Annotated in this window: 15 protein-coding genes; 5 read left to right on the top strand and 10 right to left on the bottom strand. The window is 54.9% G+C overall.

Annotated features, from left to right (window positions below; all coding sequences use genetic code 11):
- The first annotated feature begins 4 nt into the window (after positions 1-4).
- Entirely contained in the window at positions 5-1,255 is a 1,251-nt protein-coding gene (gene fahA / locus ACR0IK_RS21840) for a fumarylacetoacetase (RefSeq protein ID WP_480643261.1), read from the top strand.
- 40 nt (positions 1,256-1,295) lie between these two features.
- Here fahA and ACR0IK_RS21835 read toward each other — a convergent pair whose 3' ends face one another.
- The 6 genes from ACR0IK_RS21835 to xylF form a co-directional block, all read right to left on the bottom strand.
- The gene (locus tag ACR0IK_RS21835) at positions 1,296-1,724 is read right to left on the bottom strand and encodes a MarR family winged helix-turn-helix transcriptional regulator (protein WP_480643260.1); all 429 of its coding nucleotides are present in this window, start codon (positions 1,722-1,724) and stop codon (positions 1,296-1,298) included.
- Between the two features lie 61 nt (positions 1,725-1,785).
- Positions 1,786-1,995, bottom strand: a complete 210-nt coding sequence (locus ACR0IK_RS21830; protein ID WP_480643258.1) for a hypothetical protein — start codon at positions 1,993-1,995, stop codon at positions 1,786-1,788.
- A 472-nt stretch (positions 1,996-2,467) separates the two neighbouring features.
- Positions 2,468-3,775, bottom strand: coding sequence for a xylose isomerase (xylA, locus tag ACR0IK_RS21825; RefSeq protein ID WP_480643256.1), 1,308 nt, complete (start codon positions 3,773-3,775; stop codon positions 2,468-2,470).
- 9 nt (positions 3,776-3,784) lie between these two features.
- Complete coding sequence (locus ACR0IK_RS21820) at positions 3,785-4,588, bottom strand: ATP-binding cassette domain-containing protein (protein ID WP_480643254.1); 804 nt, start codon at positions 4,586-4,588, stop codon at positions 3,785-3,787.
- Positions 4,588-5,886, bottom strand: a complete 1,299-nt coding sequence (locus ACR0IK_RS21815; protein WP_480643253.1) for a sugar ABC transporter permease — start codon at positions 5,884-5,886, stop codon at positions 4,588-4,590. Before ACR0IK_RS21815 ends, ACR0IK_RS21820 begins: the two co-directional genes overlap by 1 nt.
- A 60-nt stretch (positions 5,887-5,946) precedes the next feature.
- A complete protein-coding gene (gene xylF, locus ACR0IK_RS21810) occupies positions 5,947-6,966 on the bottom strand; it encodes a D-xylose ABC transporter substrate-binding protein (RefSeq protein WP_480643252.1) in 1,020 nt (339 codons plus the stop codon).
- 151 nt (positions 6,967-7,117) lie between these two features.
- Here xylF and ACR0IK_RS21805 point away from each other — a divergent pair, with 151 nt between their 5' ends.
- A complete protein-coding gene (locus ACR0IK_RS21805) occupies positions 7,118-8,335 on the top strand; it encodes an ROK family protein (protein WP_480643251.1) in 1,218 nt (405 codons plus the stop codon).
- Positions 8,325-9,836 carry a CRTAC1 family protein gene (locus ACR0IK_RS21800; protein WP_480643250.1) on the top strand — a complete coding sequence of 504 codons (1,512 nt, stop codon included), beginning with the start codon at positions 8,325-8,327 and terminating at the stop codon, positions 9,834-9,836. The genes ACR0IK_RS21805 and ACR0IK_RS21800 overlap by 11 nt, the downstream gene beginning before the upstream one ends.
- Here ACR0IK_RS21800 and ACR0IK_RS21795 read toward each other — a convergent pair whose 3' ends face one another.
- The 4 genes from ACR0IK_RS21795 to ACR0IK_RS21780 form a co-directional block, all read right to left on the bottom strand.
- A complete protein-coding gene (locus tag ACR0IK_RS21795) occupies positions 9,837-11,138 on the bottom strand; it encodes a cytochrome-c peroxidase (RefSeq protein ID WP_480643249.1) in 1,302 nt (433 codons plus the stop codon). It abuts the gene before it with no gap.
- Positions 11,128-12,087, bottom strand: coding sequence for an aldose epimerase family protein (locus tag ACR0IK_RS21790; RefSeq protein WP_480643247.1), 960 nt, complete (start codon positions 12,085-12,087; stop codon positions 11,128-11,130). The genes ACR0IK_RS21795 and ACR0IK_RS21790 overlap by 11 nt, the downstream gene beginning before the upstream one ends.
- The gene (xylB, locus tag ACR0IK_RS21785) at positions 12,084-13,541 is read right to left on the bottom strand and encodes a xylulokinase (RefSeq protein ID WP_480643245.1); all 1,458 of its coding nucleotides are present in this window, start codon (positions 13,539-13,541) and stop codon (positions 12,084-12,086) included. The genes ACR0IK_RS21790 and xylB overlap by 4 nt, the downstream gene beginning before the upstream one ends.
- 259 nt (positions 13,542-13,800) lie before the next feature.
- Positions 13,801-14,769 (bottom strand): LysR family transcriptional regulator, encoded by a 969-nt coding sequence (locus tag ACR0IK_RS21780; RefSeq protein WP_480643243.1) that lies wholly within the window; start codon positions 14,767-14,769, stop codon positions 13,801-13,803.
- Positions 14,770-14,897: 128 nt separating this feature from the next.
- Here ACR0IK_RS21780 and ACR0IK_RS21775 point away from each other — a divergent pair, with 128 nt between their 5' ends.
- Both ACR0IK_RS21775 and ACR0IK_RS21770 read left to right on the top strand, forming a co-directional pair.
- A complete protein-coding gene (locus ACR0IK_RS21775) occupies positions 14,898-15,905 on the top strand; it encodes a TAXI family TRAP transporter solute-binding subunit (RefSeq protein WP_480643241.1) in 1,008 nt (335 codons plus the stop codon).
- A gap of 80 nt (positions 15,906-15,985) precedes the next feature.
- The gene (locus ACR0IK_RS21770; RefSeq protein WP_480643239.1) at positions 15,986-18,199 is read left to right on the top strand and encodes a TRAP transporter permease; all 2,214 of its coding nucleotides are present in this window, start codon (positions 15,986-15,988) and stop codon (positions 18,197-18,199) included.
- The last annotated feature ends 2 nt before the right edge of the window (positions 18,200-18,201 follow it).

Genomic DNA, 18,201 nt, shown 5'->3' with positions numbered 1-18,201 from the left:
AACCATGACGAAACTCTTGCCCTCTTGGGTCGAAAGCGCCAACTCGGCCGCGACCGACTTCCCGCTAAACAACCTGCCCTATGGTGTTTTCAGAACCGGCGCGGGCGCGCCGCATTGTGGCGTGGCTATCGGAGACATGATCCTCGACGTGACGCAGATGGAGATGGACGGCAAACTTGATCTGCCCGAGGCGTTAGTGTTTTCGAGCGGGTCATGGAATGGGTTCATGGCGCTTGGGGCTCAGGTCTGGAGCCAATTCCGCGCTACTTTGACCGAGGCACTGGCCGCAGGATCTGACCGTCAGAACGAATTGACCGCCTATCTTGTTCCGATGGCCTCCGCCACGATGGCCATGCCGTTCGACGTCGCCGAGTACACGGATTTCTATGCAGGCCGCAATCATGCGTTCAATGTCGGCACCATGTTCCGTGGCCCTGAAAACGCCCTGCCCCCGAACTGGCTGCACATTCCGATCGGCTATAACGGACGTGCGTCATCGATCGTGGTGAGTGGCACGGACATACGCCGCCCGTGGGGCCAGCTCAAAAGCCCTGATATGGACGCGCCGATCTTTGCCCCGTCCCGGCGGTTTGATTTGGAGCTGGAGATGGGCGCAATCGTTGGGCAACCTTCGCACGGGCCTGTATCGGTTCAGCAGGCCGATGACATGATTTTTGGCTATGTTCTTCTTAACGACTGGTCCGCGCGGGACATTCAGGCATGGGAGTATCAGCCGCTTGGCCCGTTTCAGGCCAAGGCCACCGCGACCACGATCAGCCCGTGGATCGTCACCAAAGCGGCGCTGGAACCCTTCCGCACCTCAACACCCGAGCGCGAAAAAGAGCTGCTTCCTTATTTGCAGGAACCCGGCCCGATGCTTTATGATATCGCCCTTGAGGTCGGGCTGGCACCTGATGGTACGGCAGAGACGATTATCGCGCGTACCAACTACAACGAAATGTATTATTCCGCGGCTCAGCAACTTGCCCATCACACGACCAGCGGCTGCCCGATGCGAGTGGGGGATTTGCTGGGATCAGGCACAATTTCCGGCCCTGAAAAGGAAAATCGCGGCAGCCTGCTGGAGCTTAGCTGGGGCGGCAAAGAGCCTCTGACCCTGGACAGCGGAGACGAGCGCAGCTTTCTGGAAGATGGCGATAAGCTCACACTGCGCGGTGCCGCGCACGGTAAGGACCATCGTGTCGGGTTTGGATCCTGCGTGGGCACGCTGCTTTCGGCCCATGATCGGCCGTGACAGGTATGGGCAGAGGTCATTTTGACCTCTGTCCTTTATTTCAGTCGGATTTGGCCACGATCATAAGCGCCGATATTCCCTGCTCCAGCGCTTCGCGATCCTCGGGGGTCAGCGCATCAAGCATACGGTTGGCCCGTTCCCGCACCTTTGGCTCTAGATGCTGAAACTGGCGAAACCCCTCGGGCGTGCAGCGATAAACCCGGATTCGACGATCCTCGTCTGAGGTTTCACGAACGATCAGCCCCTTTTCATCAAGGCGTTTGGCCGCCCGGCTGACCTGTACTTTATCAAGTGTCGTCCGCCGTGCGAGGTCCAGCGACGTCATGCTTTCTACATTTGCCAGCAGAAACAGCAATCGCCATTCCTCACGCGAGAGGCCCAGTTCGCGCTCATAGACGTCCGTAAGGTTTCTTGAGAACGCTTCGGACGCGACAGCCAATCGGTATGGAAAAAAATCATCGAGTTGCATGCTTCGCGTAGAATAAGCCAATATCGTTTCACCTGCAACGATATGTTAGCAGGTATACCCATCAACATTCCATGAAATCGACCGCTTCGAGACGAGCGGCGGTGGGCGGGGCGGAAACATCTTGGTCGCCAGAGGAATAGGTGGCGACCACCCTGTCCTCGCGGCGGTCGACATCCAGTTTGATCGACCTCATCAGCGGCTTGAACACAGTCAGCCGGGTCAGGCTCATCTCGATACTCGAGATGCAGGAAAAGGCAAAAATCAGCGGCACGAAGGGACCGCGCCACTGTCTGCCCAAGGTGAATAGCCACATAAGCCTTGCCATATTCAGACTTGACCGCGCCTCACAGGGCAATGCAATCACGCAGAGTGGCGCCACGGATTTAGGCAGACAGATAATCATTGGGCAGGCCCGCACACTTGAGCACCTGCTACCAGCGAGATTTTCAACACCTGCGTCACGGTGCATGTGCCATCGACAGCGCGTCTTCATCGCTGGCCTTTGGAACCCAGCCTCGAACCTTCTCAATTCCCACACGAAAAATCAGAAGGGGCAAAAGGCTTTGGCGCAATTTGGTAACCCATTGGCAGGATTGGGCAGTCTTACCAGCGAAGTTTGTCAGCCAACGAACTAGACTCGCCACGATGATTCTCAGAGAGACTAGCGCACCCGGATATCACTCAGGGGTCTGCCGCAAGCATAGCCCGCCTGGAAACCTGTCCCTATGTATCAGTTTCCTTGGTCACACAAACCTGTTCACGTAATTCTCTAGTATTTCCTGGCGTCCTGATTTTGGCTCAGGATTGATCCCTTCATGAACAACTCGAGCGGCGATTTCTTCCAGGCTGCAGTCCAACATTGACGCCGCCCCGGGTGCGCTCCAACCAGAGTACCGTTCTGACAGCGCTCGATCCAAACCACCGTCTTCAATCATTGCAGCCGCTGCTTTCAAACCACGCGCACATATGTCCATGGCGCCGATATGAGCTGCCAACAAGTCGGTGGCGTCAATCGATTGCCGGCGTATTTTGGCGTCAAAGTTTGTGCCCCCGGTTGTAAATCCACCAGCTTTCAGAATGTAGTAGTATGCCAAAGCAACCTCTGGCGTGTTATTCGGGAACTGGTCCGTATCCCACCCAGATTGGTAATCGTTGCGGTTCATATCTATCGAACCCAACATACCCTCTGAAGAAGCAACCGCGATTTCATGCTCGAAGCTATGCCCCGCAAGGATCGCGTGTCCCTGCTCTAGGTTCAGCTTTACTTCGTTCTCCAACCCGTATTTCCGAAGAAATCCGATGCAGGTTGCCGCGTCATAATCGTATTGATGCTTGGAAGGTTCCTGAGGTTTGGGTTCCACAAGAATGGTGCCCTTGAACCCAATCTTGTGTTTGTATTCCACGACCATGTTCAGAAACCGGCCCATGTGGTCCAACTCGGTTTTCAAATCCGTGTTCAGCAGGGTCTCGTACCCTTCACGTCCGCCCCAGAGCACATAGTTTTCGCCACGCAGTTTATGGGTCGCATCCAAGCATGACTTTACAGTTGCTGCGGCAAACGCGAAAACGTCGGGATCAGGGTTAGTGCTGGCGCCAGCCATCCACCGGCGGTGACTGAACATATTGGCCGTCCCCCAAAGCAACTTAGTACCAGACACGCGCATCTTTTCACCAATATAATCGGTGATTTCTTCCAGGGTTCTCAGATTGTCGGCAAAATTTCCTTGTTCGGGCCGGATGTCGGCGTCGTGCCAGCAAAAAAACGGCTGGCCCAAAATCTCAAACATTTCGAAAGCGATGTCTGCCTTCAGGCGGGCTCGCCCCATATTATCCTGCGGATGCCATGGGCGTTCCAGGGTCGCCCCTCCAAAGGGGTCTCCTCCCTCCCAAGCAAATGAGTGCCACCAAGCCACTGCAAACCGCAAATGGTCTTCCATACGCTTACCCATGACAATTTCGTCCGGATTGTAATACCGAAAGGCCATCGGGTTCTTGCTTTCAACACCTTCAAACTGGATCTGCTCGATCCCTTCAAAAAATCCGCTTGGCATTTCTGCCCCCTACTCTGCTTTTTGTGCTGGCTGTTTGCCGAGAATGATCATCGACAACAGATCGTCGTCTGTGACGTCTGCAATTTCCACGGTGCCAACCAATTTCCCGTTTTTCATGACCGAGGCGCGATCGCACAGTTCCATAACCGCATGCACGTCGTGATCGATCAGGAAAATTCCGATGCCTTGTGCCTTTAACTGGTGTATCAGATCCGCCACCATCTGCGTTTCATGCGGGCCTAACGCCGCCGTGGGCTCATCCATGATCAGTATGCGGGCGTTGAAATAGACGGCCCGAGCAATCGCCACAGATTGTCTTTGCCCCCCCGACAACGCGGAAACAGGATCGTTGAACTTCTGAAAGTTCGGGTTGAGCTGCGCCATGATCTTTCGGCACTCGGCCTCCATAGCCGCGTCGTTGACCAACCCAAAAGGCGTCGTCATCTCGCGCCCCAGGAAAAGGTTCGAAGTTGCGTCCAGATTGTCGGCCAGCGCAAGCGTTTGGTAAATGGTTTCGATATTGTTTGCTCGCGCATCACGGGGATTGCCGATCTCGACCGGTTTGCCATCAATCAAAATTTCGCCGTGATCCATTTGATAGGCGCCGGACAGAACCTTAATCAAAGTAGACTTTCCGGCCCCGTTATGTCCAAGCAAACCAACGACTTCACCCGGAAAGAGATCGACCGACACATGGTCTACTGCCTTGATTCCACCGAAAGAAATCGAGATATCACGCATCTCGACCAATGGCGGCGCGCCAGAACCACGACCAGAGTTGGCGGGGGATTTCTGCGTATCCTGAGCTTGCATCACTTTGCCCCCAGTCGCTTGCGGTAGACGATGTCGATATAAACGGCCAGCACGAGAACACTGCCGACCACGATGTTCTGGAAAGGCGCGTCAACGCCGACCATGGCCATGCCTGATTGAAGCGCTTGCATGATCAGTGCGCCGAGGATCGCACCGTAGATGGTGCCGATGCCACCTGACAAAGCGGTCCCACCGATAACTGCGGCTGCGATGACCCTCAGTTCGTCCAGCGTTCCAATATCGTTCGAGTGGTTTGCCAGACGCGCCGAGGCGACGACAGCGGAAACGGCGCACAGGAAACCCATAAGAGCAAAAATCTTCACGGTCAGCAGCCGTGTATTGATGCCAGAAAGCTCTGCTGCATCCGGGTTGCCGCCGGTGGCAAAGATGTATCGGCCAAACCGGGTTTTCCGCGCCACGATCGTCAGAGTCACCGCAACGATAATCAATATCAGCACCGAAATTGGAATGCCGTACCCTACAACAAGCCCTTCGGGCATCGTCTCTCCGCGCGCTTCGAACATACGTTGCAGTCGACGCGTTGGAATGGCGTAGCTATTGACGATGAAAACGTATCCGAGGATCGCAATCGCGATTATCCCAGCCATGGTGGTCTCGGCCCAGATCGGTTTGACAGGGAAACCGTGTGCAGCTTTTGCCCGTCGTCCGCTCCACAAGGCCCATATAGCGATTGCGGTAGCGAAAAGCCCGAATAGCCAGCTTGTCGTTGCACCCAATGTTCCGTTTGTACCGCCGAACATTAGGAATGTGCTGTCCAGCGGACCAATGGTTTGACCACTGGTCAAATACCACGCCACATTTCTCCAGACTAAAAACCCACCGAGAGTGACAATGAAGGCCGGTATCGTAAGATAGCCGACCATCCAGCCGTGGAATGCACCAATCAATGTGCCCACAAACAGCCCGACCACTATCGTAATCGCCCAAGTTGCCGGGTTGTTCAAACCCATTCCCAGCATATGCGGCAGCAGCTCGGTTTGTGTCATCGCCATCACTGCCGAGGTTGTTGCCAACAGCGCTCCGACCGACAAGTCGATGTGCCGCGTGACGATGATGAACACCATCCCGCACGCCATGATGGCGACCGAAACCGTCTGGATAGACAGGTTGAACAAGTTGCGAGGTGTCAGGAACCGCCCATCCGTGACGATATTGAACCCAATGCAAAGGATGACAAACGCGCCGATCATTCCCAAAAGCCGCATATCCAGTTCCAACTGTTGGAACAGGCTGGGTTTTGCTTTTTCTGGTATCGGCTGAGACGAAGTTTCGGTCATTTCCGATCTTTCATAGTCAGCAAGGGTCCCCGGCCCCACAAGGGCCAGGGACTGTGAAGTTTAGTTGCAGGGAGCAGGGCCGTTTTCCACGCCCTGGCATAGATCTTCAAGTGGGATCCATCCTGCATCTACAACTACTGAAAGGTTGTCCTTGGTGATCGGTACCGGTGCAAGGAAGACCGAGTTCATCTCTGTGCCCCCGGGTGAAGTCCAGCTGACTGCGCCGTCGACATCTGCGGGACTTGTGCCTCCGATGAGTGCGACCGCGATTTCACCGGCTGCCTTACCCAACTCACGGGCGTCCTTCCAAACCGAAACGGTTTGAGTGCCCAACGCGACCCGATTCAATGCAGCGTGGTCTCCGTCCTGACCCGACACGGGAATTCCCTCCATGCCCTGCGCGGTCAGAGCGGCCACAACGCCACCTGCCGTGCCGTCATTCGAAGCGACAACCGCGTCCACGTTGTTTTCATTGGCCGTCAAAATCTGCTCCATGTTCCGCTGAGCATTGGCGGGCAACCAGCCATCTGTGTAGGCTTCACCAACAATCACAATGTCACCGCTGTCCACTGCTGCGCCGATGATCTCTTGCTGTCCGCCACGAAGGAAATCCGCGTTCGGGTCGGTGGGAGAACCTTTGATCATGACGTAGTTGCCCTTGGGCATCGCCTCAAAGACTGCGCGGGCCTGCATTCTGCCAACCTCGACGTTGTCAAACGTTAAATAAAAGGCACGATCATCTTCGATTAAACGGTCATAGGCGATCACCGGGATACCTTCGTCGGCAGCCGCCTGAACAGCTGGTCCAATCGCCTGTGAGTCTTGTGCCAGAATGATAAGCGCGTCTACACCTTGGGCGATCAGGCTTTCAATGTCCGACAGCTGCTTTGCGGGAGACGACTGCGCATCTGCCGAGGTGTATTCAGCACCACCTGCTTCAAGCGCCGATTTGATGGCTGCTTCGTCAGTCTTCCAACGTTCCTCCTGAAAGTTGGACCAGCTTACACCGACGACCGGCTCTGCGAATGCAACCGAGGCCAATAAGGTGGCCGCAGTTGAGACACTGAGAATTCTTTTCATGATTTCCTCCCATTTGCTGAGCCATCGCATCACGATTCGCGGCTCTCACAGTTCTGAATATCATATTTATTTCAGTCGGTAAAATATTTAGTCTACAAGACGCGCGAAATCTCAAATAGATTAGACCAACAAATAGATTCGCGAGTACAAGATGCTGAAAAGCAAAGCCTCACCGATTTCTTTGGAACAAAGAAACACAACCCGCCTGCGGGTGTTGGAGCACATCAGATCAAAGGGTGCCGTTCCGCGAATCGAGATCGCAACGGCCTTGCAGACCAGCCCTGCAACCGTGACAGCGGCGACTGCCGATCTCATCTCAGCGGGGCTAATCAAAGAGATTGAAGCCGAAGCGCAATCAAAGTCCGGAAAAAGAGGCCGACCCAAGATCTTGCTGCAATTGGACGGTCAGTCTTTCCTTGTGGCGGGGCTAAAGGTGGCACGGCAGATGATATCGATCATTCTGGTCGATTTTGAGGGCAACGAAGTCACTTCGCACAAGTTTCCCCTAAACAACGCCAGAATGCCGCCTGCAGAGTTTGTTTCGACCATCCACAATGCGCTTACGGAAGCCTGCGCAAAAATCGATGGCTCAGTCGAACAACTGGCGGGCATTTCTATCGGGGTAGCCGGCCAGGTCGATGCAAGCAGAAACTTTGTCCACTGGTCATCATCGATAACCGAAAGAAACATTGATTTCAGCAACTTACTCTCAAACCAATTGCCCTGCCCCGCATTCGTAGAGAACGATGCCAACCTTGTCGCGAAAGCCGAACAGTTGTTTGGGCTGGGTAACGGTCTGAAAAACTTTCTCGTCGTCACGATCGAACATGGTGTTGGTCTTGGCATCGTTCTCGATGGCAAACTGTACCGTGGAGAAAGAGGCTGCGGGGCAGAGTTTGGACACACAAAAGTGCAACTTGACGGAGCCCTGTGTCAGTGTGGTCAACGCGGATGCCTTGAAGCCTATGTCGGGGACTACGCTTTAATCCGGGAAATGACAGTCACAGGACAAAACAACGAACTAAAGACAGTGTCCGACATACAGGATCGCGCAGTTTCTGGAGATGAAAGAGCGGCTTCGGTGCTTGCCCGAGCGGGTCAGATGTTCGGACTTGGAGTGTCCAATCTGATCAATCTGTTCGATCCAGAGTGTATCATCGTGTCAGGCCCGCAAAAGAGCTTTGAACACCTTTGTACGGATGAGGTCATGACCCGCATTCGAAGTGGCGTCGTCAGCGTAGACGCGCCTTTGCCTGATATCAAAGTGCACCATTGGGGTGACCTGATGTGGGCCAAAGGCGCAGCAGCGTACGGGATTGAACAAATTTCGATCCTCAGAGTTAAGGAACTTGCAGCAAATGCGATTTGATCTTGCGGCATTATCGGTTTTTGCCACAGTCGCCAACGCGGAGACAAGAATCCCCGAGTTTGTGAGCATTGAAGTTCCGTCGCATGTTTACGATGGCGGCTGGGAGCATTTCGTTGGCGGTGGCTTGGCCGTTTTCGATTGCAACGGTGATGCACTGCCCGAATTGTTCCTGGCAGGTGGATCAAATCAATCTCAACTGTTCAAAAATACATCGCGGGAAGAGATCTCTTTTAAAGCTCAAACGCCTGACCAACTGTCCTTGACCGGGGTAAGTGGGGCGTATCCGCTGGACGTGGATAGCGATGGCCTAATAGATTTAGCGATCTTGCGTGTAGGCAAAGACCTCCTTCTCAAAGGCCATCCGGGCTGCCAATTCAGCCCTTTCGAAAACCTTGGTTTTAAGTCCGAGGATCACTGGACGACGGGTTTCTCGGCAACTTGGGAAGATGGGCAGTCTTTACCTACCTTGGCGTTTGGAACTTATGTTGATCGGTTCGACCCCGAAGGCCCATTCCAATCTTGCGGGCCGACCCTGCTTTATCGCCCCCAAGGGCGCAGTTATCGACAGCCACAACAGCTTGCACCCGGGTTTTGTTCGCTTTCCATTCTGTTTTCTGATTGGGCACGAAACGGGCGCGCGGACCTTCGTGTCAGTAACGACCGCCACTACTACGTGCGGGGCGGGCAAGAGCAACTTTGGGCCATGGAACCGGAACCACGGCTGTATGCGCTCGAAGAAGGGTGGCTACCCTATTCAATCTGGGGAATGGGGATCGCCTCACGAGATCTGACCGGAGACGGTTTTCCCGAGCTCTATCTAACGTCTATGGGCGACCAAAAACTTCAGGTTTTTGATCCTGAAACTAACGGCCCAACTTGGCGCGACGCTACTTATGAAATGGGCACGACAGCCCATCGGCCTCATCTCGGTAATGACGGAAGGCCATCAACCGGGTGGCACGCGCAGTTTAGTGACGTGAATAATGATGGTCGAGACGACATATTCGTCGCCAAAGGCAATGTTGAGCAAATGCCGGACGCCGCCCTGAACGATCCCAACAACCTGCTCTTGCAAAACTCTGATGGTTCGTTCTTTGAAGCCTCGGCAAGCGCCGCCGTTGCGTCGATGGCGAAATCTCGCGGGGCAGCCCTTGCAGACTTAAATAACGACGGGAGTATGGACCTTGTTGTCGTCAACCGTGGTTCGGAACTGGAAGTCAGCCAGAACACGTCACAGGGAGGAGATTGGTTGTTGCTTGATGTCGCACAGAACCAATCCAACCGTGCAGCAGTGGGCGGGTTTATCGAAGTCAGAACCTCGCAGGGTGTTCAAACTCGCGAGATAACAGTTGGCGGCGGCCACGCCAGTGGTATCGCCGGGCTCCACCATTTTGGACTTGGGCGTGAGGATCGAGCGCAGGTTCGCGTGATCTGGCCGGGTGAAGAGGCTAGCGAATGGCTGGAACACCCCTCTAATCAGATCATTCGAATTCACCGTTGATCATCGATCCACTGGCAGTCCGCTTGGAACCTGATCGGGTATCCCTAGCCGTTCGGCTGGGTCTTCCAAGCTTTTCAGAAAGCTGAGAAGTAAGACTACCTCTCGATCCGTCAGTGCAACTTTTGGCAGGCTGTTGCTTTCAGCGATCGCATTCAAGTGCAGTTCGTCCAACAACGGATTACGATCTTCAGATCCCGGAAAAGCAGGTAACAGGGCCATCTCTATCGAGTAGATTCGCAAAGACGTCACCGGGTCCAGATGGTGGCGCACCATGTCCTCAAGCCGGGCGTATGCTCCACTATGGCCGTATGGAGCCGTCAGAGTCACGTTGCGTAGGGATGGCGTTCGAAACGCAAACCCATCTTCGGGGTCACCGGTTACACGAAGACGGCCGTCGTCCCTGACGTGGTTCTCAAATCGCGCCGCTTTACCCGGACCGATCTGCGGCAGCGCAATCGAATGAAACTTGTGATCCGTCTGAAACCAACCCGAGTGGCAGTTGCTGCACCCAGCTTTTCCATAGAACAACTCCATGCCGAGTTCTGCTTCTTGCGGCAACTCGGCCTCGCCGCGCATTGCGCGGTCGAACGGGCTGTTATCCGCGCGCCATTCGAAGGCTATAAAATCCGCGATTGCATTGGCAATTGCCGTGAATGTGATCCCATCATCCGGCGAAACACCTTCAAACCTCTGGCGGTATTCAGGAACTGCTGCGACCCGCGTCGCTATCAGGTCCCACGCACCGCCTTGCTGTGTCAGAAAACCAAGGCGAACCGCTTTGCTCACGTCATTCTCGGAGTAGTGACCAGCCATTTCGTCCGCCGATAAAACCGGAAACATTGCTTGTGCCGCCAGCGCCGACTTGAAACCGGATCTCATGTGTGTGCCCAGCGGAGTTCTAATACCCTCAGGTTGCGTTGGGTCTGCCTCTAGTCGGCCATCATGGAAAAACGTCTGAAATTCAGTGGCCCCGAGGTTCCACAACCCGGGTGAATTTCGCGGAATACGTTGTTCAGGAGTGTTCTCTGGGTCCAACCTTCGCTCTTCGCCCAGCCCAATCCCCCCTTCCCCAATACCAAGGGAAAGGCCGTCTGAAGTGCCAAGCCTGGGATGATGACAGGTCGCACAGCTGATATTTTCGTTCCCTGACAATATCGGGTCATAAAACAGCAAGCGCCCAAGCTCGACACTCGCGAAATCTGGCTCAAGAAACTCTGGCAGCGGGCCAAACGTCTGAGCGTTCGCGCCACCAAGGTTTGCGATCGACGCGCTGATAGCCAAAAACAGCGAGCTAGCTCTCATTTTGATCCTCAGAGATTTCTAAAACAAGCACCTGTCGGTAGGGTGCCTCTGGGGTGCAGATAACTGAGGGAAACAATGGGATATTGGGTGCGTTAGGGTAGCCCGATGGCTCAATGCACAAAGCGGACGAAACACAAAGTGGTTTTGCCTTTTTGTACCCCGAATAGATCTGTGCTCCGGGTTGGTCGGAATAGGCATTTAATGTAAGACCAGAGGGTGCCGTGAACTTAGCGGCCGGAGCCGATGGGTCATGATCGTGATCGAAGCAGAAGTAGTGATCGATCGCCTCCGAAACACTTCCGATTGTTCTGGGTTTTGAAAAATCCAGATCGCTTTCTTTGGTGGCACGCACTTGGCCCGAAGGAATTCCCTGATCGTCGATTTCCAAGTATCGGTTTGAAGCTAGCTTCAGCTTGTGCGCATCAATTCCTTTTGAGCCACCCAAAGTGTAGTAGTTATGTTGCGTCAAGCTTATCGGTGTTGGCCGGTCAGGCTGCGCGACCATCGAATAAACCAAACGCGGAAACTGCAGGCAGATTCTGACCTCAAACCTGATCTCGCCGGGAAAACCGCTTTCCCCATCGCGTGAAACGTAGCTTAGCAAAACCTCATTCTGAGCAATCTGTTCGAGGTTCCAGAATTGTTTGGAGAGCCCATCCTCTCCGCCATGCAATGTGTTTTCGCCTTCGTTGGCGCTCAGCTGGAAACTGGTGCTTCCCAGGTTAAACTTTGCACCTCCGATCCGGTTTGCAACCCGCCCGACAATTGCGCCCAGGTAACGGGTATCGGTCAGATACGCTGTTGGGTCTTCGAACCCAAGAATGAGCGGTTCGCCCTTGTACCACCAGCCCTGCGATACGGCCCCGTAGTTCAGGATAGAAAGGCGCATATCCCCATCGGCAAGAAGAGCCCTTTCAATCTGATCAAGCGTATTCGTTTTTGGTTTCATCTTGCTGCAAGTGGCTCTAGCGCCGTGTAGAATTGCTTATAGCGCCTGTATTCGTTTTCGTAGGCGTCAATCAGGTCGTTGCGCGGTTCGATACATTCTTCGATTTCCGGAGGCGTCATGACTTGCGCCGGTTCAGCGCCGTTGGCAGCACAAATTGCGAGGCGTGCAGCGCCCATTGCTGCACCGAATTCGCTACCTTTGGGCACTTCCAATGGAACTTGCAGAACTGTGGCCAAGGTTTCCAACCAAAACCGGGATCGCGCGCCTCCCCCAACCGCCATTAGGCTTCGCGGCTGGGTTCCGGTGCTTTTCAACGCTTCCAGACAATCTCTCATTGCGAATGCAACGCCTTCCATCACGGCCTGGGTTAGGTCATTAGGTTCGGACGACACGTCCACGCCCAGAAATGCGCCCCGGATCTGGCTGTCGTTATGCGGTGTCCGTTCTCCTGAAAGGTATGGCAGAAAGGTGATCGAAGAAGGCCCATTCAACCTGCCGGGTAACGCTGCAGCGAGTTTTTCCACTGGTTCACCCAAAGTTCGCGACAACCAATTCATACTGTTAGTTGCGGAAAGTATGACGCCCATTTGTATCCACCTTTCGGGGACGGCATGACAAAAGCAGTGCACAGCAGTTTCCGGAGCAGGCGCATAGGATTCCCTCGCAACCAGCAACACACCGGATGTTCCAAGTGAAACGAACCCCGCGCCGTCGTTAATGCTCCCGATTCCGCAAGCTGCCGCAGCGTTGTCACCCGCGCCGCCTGCAAGGACAACCGGAGACGAAAGCCCCCACTCCTGTCTCAACTCATCCTTCAGCTCTCCACCGGGATCACTGCCCTCAACCAAGAGAGGCACTTGTTCGACCCGCATGTGACCCATGGAAAGAGCTTTTTCCGACCACTGCCGATTCTGGACATCCAACCAGGATGTTCCCGCGCTGTCTGACACGTCCGAAATGTATTCTCCTGTCAGCCAAAACCGCAAATAGTCTTTCGGCAACAATACTTTGTCTATCTTTGAGAACACATCTGGCTCGTGCGTACGCAACCACTCGAGCTTTGGTGCTGTGAACCCCGGGAATACTATGTTTCCTGAGATTGTGCGCATCCCCGGCGTTTGATCCAGTATCGCTGCCTCGTCAGCTGACCGCGTGTCATTCCAAAGAATGCAAGGTCTTAGCACTTCACCTCTTTTATCCAGAAGTGTCGCACCATGCATGTGCCCGCTTAGGCCAATACCGCGCAGTTTTGAAAAAGCCTCCTCGTTGTTTGCGCGGATTTGCCTAACAACCTCTTGGCAAGCATTGATCCAGTCCAGGGGGTTCTGCTCGGACCAGCCGGATTTGGGCGACAAGGTCAAAACGCTGACTTCGGCGTCACCGAAGACAAGACCGGTGTCATCTACCAGAAGCCCGCGGAGACCCGACGTTCCCAAATCCAATCCCAAGTACATTCGACACCACCCCAGGAATTTATTTTACCTGATAAAATTAATTAATGCAGAGGTCTTGTCAAGGTGCTGCCAGAAAGGTGCTGTCAGACAAAAATAGACCACCCTTAGCCGCATCAGTCAGGCCGCCCATTATGCCGAGCTAGCTTGCACCACTCGGCATATGCAGCAGAGCACATCTTCTTATGAAATACATACCGGTTGAATGCATACATGGCAGCTCGCTAGACCACGAACAGCAGACAAAAACGGAGCCGGCAATTCAGCTCCGCTCGCCACCAGCTTCATCAATACATACCGCATTAGGGTTTGCGTTCACCTGCTCCAACATCCTCAACACTTCGGCTTTCCAACCTGCTTTGATCTTTAGTGCCAGCTGAGACGGTGGTCGGTGGTCGGGCTCAAGGAGCGCATATTCGTATCTGAGCGGTTTCTCGAAGGGCAAGAACGCAATCTTTCCGTTCGAAAAATTTAGCTCCAGCTCAGTCGCCACAGTCAACGGATCCACGATCGAATAACACTGACCGGAACTCACAAAGGGTATCAACGGAAGAAAGTACTGACAGGTCACCGTTGGGTTGTAGTTAGCAGATACATCCTGAAACTCTTGCCGAATTTTACTTTGGAATGGATGAGTGGCATGCAGCCCCCCCATAGGAGCCCCGTCGAGATCGGAGATTGTCAAGATCTTGCGGGAAGCAAGCGGGCTGTTACGATCGACGGCACAAAAACAGTCCGCCCGGATCAGCTCAGCCGAATACTGAGGCTCTTTCCCGGCCGAGTGTTCGAAATCCGCGAAGCCAAAATCTATGTTCTGCGTCCCGGCAAGCTCCATAATCTGCGGCGAGCTACGCGTAGACAACGTGATGCGTATCTTTGGGTTTTCACCGACCGATTGGCTAATAAACCGCGGGAACAAAAAAGCGGATGGACCCGGCATTGTTGCGATGTTGAGGCTGCCGGAATGCCCTTTTATCAGCCCTTCCATTGTGCTGGATATCGTCGCAAGTCGGTCCAGGATGCCGGTGGTCTCGGCAAGCAGATAATGCGCCTCGGGCACCGGCACCAGCCGCCTTCCCTTGCGTTCGAACAATGGCAGGCCCAGCGTCTTTTCAAGGTTCTTCAACGCAAGACTTATAGCGGGCTGTGTGCGGTTCAGTTTCTTGGCGGTCTGAGAGATGGAGCCGGTTTCCATCACCTCTCGGAATACAGTGAGCTGCGTCAGGTTCATACCCAATACATAAGGAAAACCTTAGTTTTATGAAATATAAAAAATTTGTTTTTATGCGATTTGCCTTTAGGCTTTCAGGATCGAAGTTCGGACCAACCGAATCCAACGAACCAACAACGGAGACGACAATGAAATTTGTGAAATGCTTGACTGGCCTTGCTCTGGCAGGCGCACTGGCCGCCCCCGCGCTGGCACAAGACCCGACCTTTTTCCGTATCGGCACTGGTGGTGCCGGCGGCACCTATTTCCCCATTGGCGGCACCATCGCCAACGGCATCTCGGCTCCTCCGGGCTCACGCCCGTGCGAAGAGGGCGGGCAGTGTGGCGTTCCCGGCCTGATCGCCATTGCGCAGTCCACCACCGCGTCGGTCTTCAACAACGCCGCCGTGCAAAACGGTGAGCTTGAGGCTGGTCTGGCCGCGGCCGACGTCACGCGTTCGATGTATCTGGGCGAGGGCAAATTCGAGGGTAAGCCTCATCCCAATCTGCGCATCGTGGCCAACCTGTTTCCTGAAGACCTGCATCTGGTTCTGCCAGCCGGACAGACGATCAACGATCTGGGCGATCTGGAAGGCAAACGTGTTGGTATTGCTCAAGCCGGTTCGGGCACACAGGTTGCCGTGCTGCAAATGCTGGACGCATGGGGCGTCAACCGCGACAACATGGACGAAGCCGAGCTGAACAACAGCCAGAGCGCCGAGCGTCTGGCCGATGGTCAGCTGGACGCCTATTTCTATGCTGCGGGCTGGCCAGTTGCCGCTATGGTGCAACTCTCCTCGACCAAGGGCATGAATTTGCATTCGTTCAGCGATGAGGATCTCGCCAAGATCAACGAGATCATTCCCGCCTATATTCCCTCGGCCATTCCGGGTGGTGTCTACGAAGGTATTGACGGAGAAACCAAGACCCCCGCGGTCAGCGCGATGCTGGTTGTTTCGTCGGACCTGTCAGAGGATCTGGTGTATCAGTTGACCAAGGCCCTGTGGAACGACAACACCCGCAAGCTGCTGGATAACGGCCACGCCAAGGGTAAGCAGATCACTCCGGACACAGCCCTGGACGGTGTCGAGGCGTTGGGTGTTCCGCTGCATCCTGGCGCCGAGAAGTTCTATAAAGAAGCCGGGCTTCTACAGTAACCACACCTCACTGACACCTGTCGACGGTGCCCCTGCGAGGGGCACCGTACTCTGGAATTTTGCAAAATCGGGGGGCCATCATGTCCGAGACCCAGAAACTTGATGACCACGAACTGACGGCCGAGGAACTGGCCGCTATTGAGGAACAGTTCGACGAAGGCGCCGCCGTTCGGCAGGTTACGCCCACCACTGGCAAAGCGCTGCGTGTCGTTGCCCTGATCTTTGCGTTCTACGAATTCTTCACCGCAGGTTTTGGCCTGCCTGCCGATCACTGGCACATGGGTATCTATTTGGCCCTGTTGTTCATTCTGGTTTACGCGACAATCCCTATTATCGGGGCCAGAAGCCTCTATGCCCTCAAGGTCAGCCGGTTCCGCATCGGCAACATACCCCTTTATGATCTGGTCTTCATGGCGCTCGGCATCGTTGCTGCGCTCTATGTCGGTATTGCCTGGCGTGGAATCCCGGCACTGGGAATTGAGGAACAAACGTTCCGCATGGGCAACCCAAACGCATATGACGTGTTTCTCGGTGTCGTCATCATCCTTCTTGTGCTGGATATTGCGCGCCGCACGCTAGGCTGGGTGCTACCGCTGATCATCTGTGTGTTTATCTCATACGCTCTGCTGGGGCCGTATTTCCCCGGCTTGCTGCAGCATCCCGGTGTGAATTTCAAAACCTTCGTATCATCGATGTATTTCCCGCAAGAAGGCATCTACGGCGTCACACTCTGGGTGGTTTCGACCATCGTGTTCCACTTCGTCCTGTTCGGCGTGATCGCGCAGCGCACTGGGTTGGGACAGCTTTTCATCGACAACGCAACCATTTTGGCGGGCCGCTATACTGGCGGTCCGGCAAAAGTGTCGGTGGTATCCTCGGCCTTCTTCGGCACGATCTCGGGTTCTTCGGTGGCCAACACCGTATCAACCGGCGCGCTGACAATTCCCAACATGAAGCGCCTTGGATACCCCGGCCATTTTGCAGGCGGGGTCGAGGCCGCGTCTTCGGCGGGGGGACAGATCACGCCGCCGATCATGGGTGCCGCGGCCTTTATCATGGCTGAGTTCCTTGAGGTCCCGTACACCACTATCGTGATCGCGGCGATCTTCCCGGCTATCCTGCACTATGTCGGCGTCTTCGCCGTGGTACATTTGATGGCGCGCAAGCTGAACCTGCAGGGTCTGGCGAAAGAACAACTGCCGCAGCTCAAGGCCGTTTGGGCCGAAGGCTGGGCCAATATCGTACCGCTAATCGGTCTGTTGGTGGTACTGTTCACAGGCTATACGCCGTTCATGTCCGCCTTCTGCGGTATTTCTCTTGCCGTGATCGCGGGCATGTCGCGCATCAAACAGCCACCAACGTTGATCTATGCCGCAGCATTTCTCGCCTTCGTGCTGTGGAAATTCTCAGATGGTGGATTCGACCTGACCATGACGGCGATCCTGTGTGCCCTGTCCGTGGTTGCGACACTCAACCCGCAGAAACGGATCGAAGTGCCCGAGATGCTGGCTGCGGTGGAACTGGGTGTGAAATACTCGCTGGCTGTGGGTGCGGCGGCTGCCGCGGTGGGCATCGTGGTTGGCGTAATCAACACCACCGGTATCGGCTTTCGTATCGGCTTTATGGTAACGCAAGGCGCGGGCAATCTGGCGTCCGATCTGTACAACATGATCTCGTTCGGTAGCTTCCAGCTGTTTGCGATGGAAGACCTGCAGCTTTTCATCTCGCTGGTATTCATCGCCATCGTATGCATTCTGATGGGTGCAGGTATCCCGACCACGGCTCTCTACATCATGCTGGTTTCGGTCGCGCAGCCTGCGCTGGCGCAACTAGGCGTTCCGCCAATCGCGAGCCACTTGTTTGTACTTTATTACGGCGTGGTATCCGAAATCACGCCTCCGGTCTGCACCTCAGCCTATGCGGCGGCGGCGATTGCCAACTCGAACCCGTTCCGAACAGGGTTGTCCGCCTTCACCCTTGGACTGGGCAAAGTGATCGCGCCAATGGCCTTTGTCTACGCCCCGGTTCTGCTGTTTGTGTCCTCAACCGGGTTTAATCTGTGGGAGTTCACATATACCGCGGCTAGCTGCATAGCCGGTGTTATTGCCCTGTCCGCTGCAGTGGTAGGTTACTGGCTGAAGCCACTGAACCTCGCGTCGCGTGTTCTGATGGCAATCGCCGGGGTGATCTTCGTTGCCCCGAGTCTGACAGCTGACCTAATAGCGTTGGCAGTGGCCTCGCCAGTCATCGTCACCCAGTTGATCGCGCGCAATCGCAGCCAATCTCCAGCCTGATA

This window comes from Ruegeria sp. BF7 (assembly GCF_056538605.1).
Note: the sequence above shows the minus strand (reverse complement) of the source record. Positions and strands in the feature narration are given on the sequence as shown.

What these genes read in the sequence shown, in the direction of transcription:
- fahA (WP_480643261.1), top strand. Translation starts at nt 5, where the DNA reads ATGACGAAACTCTTGCCCTCTTGGGTCGAAAGCGCCAACTCGGCCGCG.
- ACR0IK_RS21835 (WP_480643260.1), bottom strand. Translation starts at nt 1,724, where the DNA reads ATGCAACTCGATGATTTTTTTCCATACCGATTGGCTGTCGCGTCCGAA.
- xylA (WP_480643256.1), bottom strand. Translation starts at nt 3,775, where the DNA reads ATGCCAAGCGGATTTTTTGAAGGGATCGAGCAGATCCAGTTTGAAGGT.
- ACR0IK_RS21820 (WP_480643254.1), bottom strand. Translation starts at nt 4,588, where the DNA reads ATGCAAGCTCAGGATACGCAGAAATCCCCCGCCAACTCTGGTCGTGGT.
- ACR0IK_RS21815 (WP_480643253.1), bottom strand. Translation starts at nt 5,886, where the DNA reads ATGACCGAAACTTCGTCTCAGCCGATACCAGAAAAAGCAAAACCCAGC.
- xylF (WP_480643252.1), bottom strand. Translation starts at nt 6,966, where the DNA reads ATGAAAAGAATTCTCAGTGTCTCAACTGCGGCCACCTTATTGGCCTCG.
- ACR0IK_RS21805 (WP_480643251.1), top strand. Translation starts at nt 7,118, where the DNA reads ATGCTGAAAAGCAAAGCCTCACCGATTTCTTTGGAACAAAGAAACACA.
- ACR0IK_RS21800 (WP_480643250.1), top strand. Translation starts at nt 8,325, where the DNA reads ATGCGATTTGATCTTGCGGCATTATCGGTTTTTGCCACAGTCGCCAAC.
- ACR0IK_RS21795 (WP_480643249.1), bottom strand. Translation starts at nt 11,138, where the DNA reads ATGAGAGCTAGCTCGCTGTTTTTGGCTATCAGCGCGTCGATCGCAAAC.
- ACR0IK_RS21790 (WP_480643247.1), bottom strand. Translation starts at nt 12,087, where the DNA reads ATGAAACCAAAAACGAATACGCTTGATCAGATTGAAAGGGCTCTTCTT.
- xylB (WP_480643245.1), bottom strand. Translation starts at nt 13,541, where the DNA reads ATGTACTTGGGATTGGATTTGGGAACGTCGGGTCTCCGCGGGCTTCTG.
- ACR0IK_RS21780 (WP_480643243.1), bottom strand. Translation starts at nt 14,769, where the DNA reads ATGAACCTGACGCAGCTCACTGTATTCCGAGAGGTGATGGAAACCGGC.
- ACR0IK_RS21775 (WP_480643241.1), top strand. Translation starts at nt 14,898, where the DNA reads ATGAAATTTGTGAAATGCTTGACTGGCCTTGCTCTGGCAGGCGCACTG.
- ACR0IK_RS21770 (WP_480643239.1), top strand. Translation starts at nt 15,986, where the DNA reads ATGTCCGAGACCCAGAAACTTGATGACCACGAACTGACGGCCGAGGAA.